Source organism: Streptomyces niveiscabiei (genome assembly GCF_001419795.1).
GTDB lineage: Bacteria > Actinomycetota > Actinomycetes > Streptomycetales > Streptomycetaceae > Streptomyces > Streptomyces niveiscabiei.
Genome location: NZ_LIRL01000557.1, coordinates 1 through 6,845 on the forward strand (window position 1 = coordinate 1; position 6,845 = coordinate 6,845).

Annotated in this window: 6 protein-coding genes; 5 read left to right on the forward strand and 1 reads right to left on the reverse strand. The window is 70.1% G+C overall.

The genetic code is table 11. From position 1 onward, the window contains the following. From AOK24_RS26020 to AOK24_RS26035, 4 genes are all read left to right on the forward strand, one after another. Window positions 1–258 (forward strand): DUF3105 domain-containing protein (locus AOK24_RS26020; protein WP_159051983.1); only part of this gene is annotated, 258 nt, incomplete at its 5' end. Then, entirely contained in the window at window positions 255–884 is a 630-nt protein-coding gene (locus AOK24_RS26025; RefSeq protein ID WP_055722496.1) for a DUF305 domain-containing protein, read from the forward strand. The genes AOK24_RS26020 and AOK24_RS26025, both read left to right, overlap by 4 nt. 162 nt (window positions 885–1,046) lie before the next feature. Continuing rightward, window positions 1,047–2,987 (forward strand): S53 family peptidase, encoded by a 1,941-nt coding sequence (locus tag AOK24_RS26030; RefSeq protein ID WP_055722497.1) that lies wholly within the window; start codon window positions 1,047–1,049, stop codon window positions 2,985–2,987. 101 nt (window positions 2,988–3,088) lie between these two features. Then, window positions 3,089–4,843 (forward strand): NAD+ synthase, encoded by a 1,755-nt coding sequence (locus AOK24_RS26035; protein ID WP_055722498.1) that lies wholly within the window; start codon window positions 3,089–3,091, stop codon window positions 4,841–4,843. 99 nt (window positions 4,844–4,942) lie between these two features. Here the strand turns inward: AOK24_RS26035 and panB are convergent, their stop codons facing one another. Beyond that, entirely contained in the window at window positions 4,943–5,809 is an 867-nt protein-coding gene (gene panB, locus AOK24_RS26040) for a 3-methyl-2-oxobutanoate hydroxymethyltransferase (protein WP_055722499.1), read from the reverse strand. Between the two features lie 168 nt (window positions 5,810–5,977). Between panB and AOK24_RS26045 the strand changes: the two genes are divergently transcribed. Then, the coding region (locus AOK24_RS26045) for an MFS transporter (protein ID WP_159051984.1) at window positions 5,978–6,845 on the forward strand (868 nt) is incomplete at its 3' end.

Consider the following 6,845-nt stretch of genomic DNA (forward strand, 5'->3'; position numbering starts at 1 on the left):
GCGGTGTGGGTGACGTACAACGCGAAGGCCGCGAAGGCCGACGTCGACGCGCTGGCCGAGAAGGTCAAGAAGACGCCGTACACGCTGATGAGCCCGGACGACAAGCAGGCGGACCCGATCATGCTGACGGCGTGGGGCCACCAGCGGACGGTGACCGCGGCGAGCGACCCGAACGTGGACAAGTTCTTCGAGAAGTACGTCCAGGGCGAGCAGACCCCGGAGCCGGGCGCCGCGTGCACGGGCGGGCTGGCGAAGTGAGGCTCGCACCCATCCTGACCGGCGCGGCGGTGACCGCGCTGCTGGCGGCCGGCGGTATCGCGTACGCGGTGACGCAGGACGACGGCGCGGAGCGGACGCTGTCGGTGCCCGCGGCGGACTCGGCGGACGCCGGGTTCGCGCGGGACATGGCCGTGCACCACCAGCAGGCCGTGGAGATGTCGTACATCGTGCGCGACCGCACGGACGACGAGGAGGTGCGCAGGCTCGCTTACGACATCGCGCAGACGCAGGCGAACCAACGGGGCATGCTCATCGGCTGGTTGGACCTGTGGGGCCTGCCGAAGGTGTCCGCGCAAGCGCCGATGACATGGATGGGCATGGGCAACCTCGCGTCCGGCAAGGACGGCGCGCTGATGCCCGGCATGGCCACCAACTCCGAGCTGGACAAGCTGCGTTCGCTCAGCGGCAAGCAGGCCGAGGTGTTCTTCCTCCAGCTGATGACCGACCACCACAAGGGCGGGGTGCACATGGCCGAGGGCTGTGTCTCCAAGTGCGCGGTCGGCGTGGAGAAACGGCTGGCCCAGGGCATGGTCGCGGCGCAGGAGTCGGAGATCGGGCTGATGGCGGACATGCTCAAGGAACGGGGCGCGGCGGCCAGGCCGTAGGGTTTTCCCTACAGTTCACGGAGATATCCACCAAATCACCCCAGAAGGACGCCACTTGGCTCCCTCTTGGTTCCCGCATTCCCCTGGCATGAACCGTTCATCGCGAGAGTGACCGGCACGTCGAGTGATCCGCTCTCGTCGAACCACATGACAGGGGGTCTCATGAGATCCAACCGTGCCGCGCTGCGCGCCGGAGTGAGCCTGGCGGCGACGCTGCCGATGATCGCCGGCGCGCTGGCGCTCGGGATACCCGCGGCCCACGCCGCGGACACCCCGGCCCGTGACACGCTGGCCGGGACCAAGCCGGCGTGGGCGACCGCGCGGGCCGACCGGGGTGCCACCGCGGACAGCGCCCAGGTCACCGCCCGCGTCTACCTCGCCGGGCGGGACGCGAAGGGGCTCGCCGCCCTCGCGAAGTCCGTCTCCGACCCGAACTCAGCGTCGTACGGCGCCTACTTGAGCGCCCAGCAGGCGCAGTCCCGCTTCGGCGCGACCCCGGCGCAGGTGGCCGCGGTGAAGGCGTGGCTGTCCCAGGCCGGCCTCCAAGTGACCGGTACGACACAGCACTACGTGTCGGTGAGCGGCGATGTCGCGTCCGCCGAGCGGGCGTTCGGCACCCAGCTGCACAACTACACGAAGAGCGGGCGCACTTACCGCGCCCCCGCCAAGGCGGCCTCCGTCCCGGCGACCCTGAACGACGCCGTCCTGACCGTCACCGGCCTCGACAACGCGCCGCACCGGGCCGACGCCAAGGACCAACTCCCGGTCCCCGACGAGGTGTTCAAGAACGCGGGCCCGTTCTCCTCGTACTACGGCTCCAGGACGGCGACCACGCTGCCGGACGCGTACGGCACGAAGATCCCGTACGCCGTGCAGGGCTACACCGGCAAGCAGCTGCGGGCCGCGTACGGCGCCGGAAAGTACACCGGCAAGGGCGTGCGCATCGCCATCACGGATGCCTACGCCTCCCCGACGATCGCGTTCGACGCGCAGACCTACGCCAAGGCGCACGGCGACGCGAAGTGGAAGACCGGCCAGCTGACGCAGTCGCTGCCGAAGACGTACACGCACACGGCGGAGTGCAAGGCGGCCGGCTGGTACGGCGAGGAGACCCTCGACGTCGAGGCCGTGCACGCTCTCGCGCCGGACGCGAACGTGACGTACGTCGGCAGCGCCTCCTGCAACGACGACGACCTGCTCGACGCGCTCAACAAGGTCGTCGACAACCACCTCGCCGACATCGTCTCCAACTCCTGGGGCGACATCGAGGCCAACCAGACGCCGGACCTGGCCGCCGCGTACGACCAGACGTTCCAGCTCGGCGCGGTCGAGGGCATCGGCTTCTACTTCTCGTCGGGTGACGACGGGGACGAGGTCGCCCACACCGGCACCAAGCAGGTCGACACCCCGGCCAACTCGGCGTGGGTGACGGCGGTCGGCGGGACCTCGCTGGCGGTCGGCAAGGGCGACAAGTACCTCTGGGAGACCGGCTGGGGCACCGAGAAGGCGACCCTGTCGGCCGACGGCAAGAGCTGGGACGGGTTCCCGGGCGCGTACACCTCCGGCGCGGGCGGCGGCACCAGCAAGACCGTCCCCCAGCCCTTCTACCAGAAGGGCATCGTGCCGGACGCGCTCGCCAAGGCCAACAGCGCCGACGGCAACCGGGTCCTCCCGGACATCGCCGCGATCGCCGACCCGAACACCGGCTTCAAGGTCGGCCAGACGCAGACCTTCCCGGACGGCTCGCAGCAGTACGCCGAGTACCGCATCGGCGGCACCTCGCTCGCCGCGCCCGTCATCGCGGCCGTCCAGGCGCTCGCCCAGCAGGCGCGCGGCGGCAAGGCGATCGGCTTCGCGAACCCGCAGATCTACGCGAAGTACGGCACGAAGGTGTACCACGACGTCACCGACAACCCGACCGGCAAGGGCCTCGCGGTCGCCCGCCTGGACTTCGTCAACGGGTACGACGCGACGGGCGGCGTCACGACGTCCGTCCGCACCCTCGGCAAGGACAGCTCGCTGTCGGCCGTGAAGGGGTACGACGACGTGACCGGCGTGGGCTCGCCCGCGAAGGGCTACGTGGAGTCGTACAAGAAGAAGTAGCTCTCCAGGGGTAGAGCTCTAGTACCCGGGATGGGGTGGCGTGAGGTGGGTGACACCTCGCACCACCCCATCGCGTCGCTCTGACGATTACACTGGAGGGCGTGCCTCAACTTCGTCTCGCTCTGAACCAGATCGACTCCCGCGTCGGCGACCTCACCGGCAACGCCGAGGCGGTCCTCCGCTGGACCCGGCACTCCGCCGAGCAGGGTGCGCATCTCGTGGCGTTCCCGGAGATGGTGCTGACCGGCTACCCCGTCGAGGACCTCGCCCTACGCTCCTCCTTCGTGGAGGCGTCCCGTGCGGCGCTGCGCTCCCTCGCCGCCCGCCTCGCCGACGAGGGCTTCGGTGAACTCCCGGTCGTCGTCGGCTACTTGGACCGCTCCGATGCCGCGCAGCCGAGGTTCGGCCAGCCGGCGGGCGCCCCGCGCAACGCGGGCGCGGTGCTGTACGGGGGCGAGGTGGCGCTGACGTACGCCAAGCACCACCTGCCCAACTACGGCGTCTTCGACGAGTTCCGCTACTTCGTGCCCGGCGACACGATGCCGGTGATCCGGGTGCGCGGGGTCGATGTCGCCCTCGCGATCTGCGAGGACCTCTGGCAGGACGGCGGCCGGGTGCCCGCCGCGCGCTCCGCCGGGGCGGGGCTGCTGCTGTCCATCAACGCCTCGCCGTACGAGCGGGACAAGGACGACACCCGGCTCGAACTGGTCCGCAAGCGGGCGCAGGAGGCCGGGTGCACGACCGCCTACCTCGCGATGATGGGCGGCCAGGACGAGCTGGTCTTCGACGGCGACTCGATCGTGGTCGACGCGAGCGGGGAGGTCATCGCGCGGGCGCCCCAGTTCTCCGAGGGCTGTGTGGTCCTGGACCTCGATCTGCCCGCCGCCTCCGACGACGCTCCCACTGGCGTGGTCGACGACGGGCTGCGCATCGACCGCGTAGTCCTCTCGGGGGACCCCGTCGCGTCGTACGAGCCGACGATGCACGGCGCGTACGCCGAGCGCCTCGACGACGACGAGGAGGTGTACTCGGCATTGGTGGTAGGCCTCAGGGCGTACGTCGAGAAGAACGGCTTCACGTCCGTCCTCATCGGCCTCTCCGGCGGCATCGACTCCGCGCTCGTCGCGGCCATCGCCTGCGACGCGGTCGGCGCGGCCAACGTGTACGGCGTCTCCATGCCGTCCAAGTACTCCTCGGACCACTCCAAGGCGGACGCGGCGGAGCTGGCGCGGCGGACCGGCCTCAACTTCCGTACGGTGCCGATCGCGCCGATGTTCGACGCGTACATGGCCTCGACCGAGCTGACCGGCCTCGCCGAGGAGAACCTCCAGTCCCGGCTGCGCGGCACGCTCCTGATGGCCATCTCCAACCAGGAGGGCCACATCGTCCTCGCCCCCGGCAACAAGTCCGAGCTGGCGGTGGGGTACTCGACGCTGTACGGCGACTCGGTGGGCGCGTACGGGCCGATCAAGGACGTCTACAAGACGTCGATCTTCCGCCTGGCGGAGTGGCGCAACCGGGCTGCCGCCGCGCGCGGCCAGACCCCGCCGATCCCGGAGAACTCCATCACCAAGCCCCCGAGCGCGGAACTCCGCCCCGGCCAGGTCGACACGGACTCCCTGCCCGACTACCCGGTCCTGGACGCGATCCTGGAGCTGTACGTCGACCGCGACCAGGGCGCCGACGCGATCACCGCCGCCGGGTACGACCGCGAGCTGGTCGTCAGGACGCTGCGGATGGTCGACACGGCCGAGTACAAGCGGCGCCAGTACCCGCCGGGCACGAAGATCTCGGCGAAGGGCTTCGGCAAGGACCGCAGGCTGCCGATCACGAACGGGTGGCGGGAGTCGGTGTAACACCGCGTAACCGCTCGCACGACGCAGCCCGCCGACGGGGGACGATCGGCGGGCTGCGTTGTTGTGCCGGAAATGGCTCAGTGGCTCAGCCACTCGGCCTCAGTGCACCGAGTGCTCCTCCTGCGGGAACGTTCCGCCCACCACGTCCTCCGCGTACGCCTTCGCCGCGTCGGTCATGACCTTGCGGAGGTCGGCGTACTGCTTGACGAACTTGGGGACGCGGCCGGAGGTCAGGCCGAGCATGTCCGTCCAGACCAGGACCTGCGCGTCGGTGTCGGGGCCCGCGCCGATGCCCACCGTCGGGATGTGCAGGACGCGGGTGACCTCGGCGGCGATCTCCGCCGGGACCAGTTCGAGGACGACGGCGAAGGCGCCCGCGTCCTGGACGGCCTTGGCGTCGCGCAGGAGCTGGGCGGCGGCCTCCTCGCCCCGGCCCTGGACGCGGTAGCCCATGGCGTTGACGGACTGGGGGGTCAGCCCGATGTGCGCCATGACGGGGATGCCGGACTCGACCAGCAGCCGGATCTGCTCGTGGGACCGCTCGCCCCCCTCCAGCTTGACCGCGCCGACCCCGGCCTCCTTGACCAGCCGGGTCGCCGAGCGCAGCGCCTGGACGGGGCCCTCCTGGTACGACCCGAAGGGCAGGTCGCCGACGATCAGCGACCGCGTCGTCCCGCGCACGACGGCCGCGGAGAGCATGGTCATCTCGTCGAGGGTGACGGGTACGGTCGTCTCGTAGCCGAGGTGGCAGTTGCCCGCCGAGTCGCCGACGAGGATCACGGGGATGCCGGCCTCGTCGAAGACGAACGCGGTCATCGCGTCGTACGCGGTGAGCATGGGCCACTTCTCGCCGCGCTCCTTGGCGAGGGCGATGTCGCGGACCGTGATGCGGCGGGTGCCCTTCCCCCCGTACAGCGCTTTGCTGCCGTCGGAAGGCTTGGTGCGGGCAGCCGAAAGCTGCGTCATGGCAACGGCTCCTTCTGTCATCTCGAGGCGCCCTCACGGCGTCCCCGGATCACTCCCATGGTCGCACCTGAGGACTACGGGGGCCAGAGCGCCCCCGGCAGGTAAGAGACGAGTAAGGATTAACGATACGGATCGGTGCCGTATCGGAATGGGACCTACGCTCGGAGTATGACCACTCCCGCCGCCCCCGCAGAGCCCCGCATACCGGAAGCCGTCCACAGACGGCGCTGGGCGATCCTCGGCGTCCTGATGCTGAGCCTGCTGATCGTCGTGCTCGACAACTCGATCCTGAACGTCGCGATCAAGACCATCTCCACCCCGGCCCCGGTCGGACTCGGCGCGACGCAGAGCGAGTTGGAGTGGGCGATCAACGCCTACACCCTCGTCTTCGCCGGACTCCTGTTCTCCGCCGGGCTGTTGGGCGACCGGATCGGCCGCAAGAAGGTGCTGCTCGGCGGGCTCGCGGTGTTCGGGATCGGTTCCGCGCTGGCCGCCGAGTCCGGCTCGCCGGGTCAACTCATCGCGTTCCGGGCGCTGATGGCGCTGGGCGCGGCATTCGTGATGCCGGCGACGCTGGCCGTCCTGATGAACGTCTTCGAGCGCGAGGAGCAGCCGAAGGCGATCGGGATCTGGGCGGGCGGCGTGGGTCTCGCCATCGCGATCGGGCCGATCACGGGCGGGGTCCTGCTGGACCACTTCTGGTGGGGCTCGGTGTTCCTGATCAACGTCCCGATCGTGCTGGTCGCGGTCGCCCTGATGGTGTGGCTGGTCCCGGACTCCCGCGACCCGAACCCCGGCCGGATCGACCCGGTGGGCGTCGTCCTCTCGGTGGTCGGACTGGTACTCCTGGTGTACGGGATCATCAAGGGCGGCGAGCTGGCCGACTTCACCGATACGACGGTGCTGGTGACGATCGTCGCGGGGCTCGCGGTGCTGACCGGGTTCGTGCTGCACGAGAAGCGCAGCGACCATCCGTCGATCGACATCACGTACTTCAAGAACAAGGTGTTCTCGGCGGCCATCGCGGCCATCGCGC

Coding starts and splice junctions, on each gene's coding strand:
- panB (WP_055722499.1), bottom strand. CDS start 5,809: ATGACGCAGCTTTCGGCTGCCCGCACCAAGCCTTCCGACGGCAGCAAA.
- AOK24_RS26030 (WP_055722497.1), top strand. CDS start 1,047: ATGAGATCCAACCGTGCCGCGCTGCGCGCCGGAGTGAGCCTGGCGGCG.